Source organism: Dickeya sp. CFBP 2040 (assembly GCF_012273755.1).
GTDB classification, from domain to species: Bacteria; Pseudomonadota; Gammaproteobacteria; order Enterobacterales; family Enterobacteriaceae; genus Dickeya; species Dickeya poaceiphila.
Genome location: NZ_JAAVXH010000102.1, coordinates 1 through 1,788 on the forward strand (window position 1 = coordinate 1; position 1,788 = coordinate 1,788).

At 61.7% G+C, this 1,788-nt stretch carries 2 protein-coding genes and 1 pseudogene; all 3 read right to left on the minus strand.

Going from position 1 to position 1,788, the window contains the following annotated elements; all coding sequences use genetic code 11:
• Window positions 1–153 (minus strand): annotated as a pseudogene (locus tag Dpoa2040_RS16175) (citrate lyase ACP); the annotation flags it as partial.
• A 32-nt stretch (window positions 154–185) separates the two neighbouring features.
• Complete coding sequence (gene citC / locus Dpoa2040_RS16180; protein ID WP_168641909.1) at window positions 186–1,235, minus strand: [citrate (pro-3S)-lyase] ligase; 1,050 nt, start codon at window positions 1,233–1,235, stop codon at window positions 186–188.
• Between the two features lie 93 nt (window positions 1,236–1,328).
• The coding region (locus Dpoa2040_RS16185) for a fumarylacetoacetate hydrolase family protein (protein ID WP_168641910.1) at window positions 1,329–1,788 on the minus strand (460 nt) is incomplete at its 5' end.

Genomic DNA, 1,788 nt, shown 5'->3' on the forward strand with positions numbered 1-1,788 from the left:
GGTGTCGTTCACCACCTGGGTGATTTGGGCGCCGAACTGTTTGATGACCTCGCTGTTGATCACCACGGTCAGCTGGCCTTCCGCCGGCGCCACCTTGACCAGCAGATCACTGGATTCAAAGGTGCCCGCCAGGGCCTCCTTGATTATTTTCATGTTGTTTACCTGCCTAATACATTAAATACACATCACGCGCAGGCGAGTTCGCCATAGCGCTGTAGATGCACGAACGTGGTTGCCGGGACAATCTCGCGGATGGGGTCGAACTGGCGCTGCTTCAGTAACCGGCGCACCTCGGAGGCGGAAATCGCCAGGCCGGAATGCTGACGAGTGCGCTCAATTTCCACCACCTCCAGCGCCGGGGCGGCCACCTGCGTGGCCTGCTCCAGCCAGTGGTGCATATCCTGGTTGTACCGGTTGGTCACCGGGCAGAACGGCTCGGTGCCGACAAAGCGCCGGGTGATGCCGAGCGCCGGGGCGATATACTGGCGAAAGATGATCAGATCCAGCGCCGCATGGGCCTGGGTCACCAGTGTCTCTTCCTTCAGGAAATAGCCCGGAAAGGTGGCCCTGGAGATCATGTACTCCGACCCGGCGTGCACCGTCAGGTTCGGGATATGGGCCACGCCCTGACGCACCATCTCCAGGCGCTCGGTGAACGGGAAAAAGGAGACGTCCTCCCGCACCACGAAGATATGCAGCCAGTCACAGGCGCCGGCGGCCTGCTCGGCCAGATAGCGGTGCCCCAGCGTAAACGGGTTGGCGTTCATCACGATGGCGCCGATGTCCCGGCCCGGTCTGGCCTCGGCTGCCAGCGACTGGCAATACTGCCGGATGCCGATGGGGGTGTTCTCCATCAGCACCGCCTGGTCGTCATAGCAGGCCAGCGGGTAGAAGCCGCAGCCGCGGAACACCGCGGTGTTGCAGGGGCGGGTGTAGAGAAACAGATGGAACTGGCCGCGGGCGGCGGCAAACTGCACCACCTCGTTCACCACCTTCACCCCCAGGTTAAGCTCGCGGTAGTCGGGCGCCACCGCCACACACTTGATGGTAGTGGCACACAGCCCGGCACAGGCCACCAGCCTGCCGTTATGCCTGCCTGCCACAAAAAATTCGACATCCCTGTCCATGCTCAGCTGGCACACCGCCAGCAGGTCGGTAATCTCAGTCAGTTCAGAGGAAGGAAGGCGAACATCCAGCGTGGCAAACGTAACACTCTCATCGTCATCGGCGTACATAACGGTTATCCTGCTTTTTGCTGTAGCAAAGTCGTCTGCTGTACCACATAGAATCTTGGAGCGACGCCTCCGGCAAGCCGGAGGCGATACCCGTCAGTGTTCCACGGCGGCAGGAACCGCACGTGATGCTTTCACCGGCTGGGCGGCTTCACCAATGGTGTTGCGCAGGTGGCCCACGTTTTCGATTTCCACTTCAATGCTGTCGCCCGGCTTCATAAACAGCGGCGGCGTGCGTTTCTTGCCCACGCCCCCCGGCGACCCGGTAATGATGACGTCGCCGGCGCTCAGCGCGGTGAAGGTGCTGATGTATTCGATCAGGTCCGCCACCTTGTGGATCATGCTGGCGGTGTTGTCGTCCTGCACCATGTGACCGTTCAGGTAGGTGCGGATGGCCAGGGCGTGCGGGTCCGGAATTTCGTCACGGGTGGTGAGGTACGGCCCGAATGCGCCGGTCTTCTGCCAGTTCTTGCCGGCGGTAAACCAGCTGTGCTGCCAGTCACGGGCGGAGCCGTCCATGTAGCAGCTGTAGCCGGCGACAAACGACAGCGCCTCG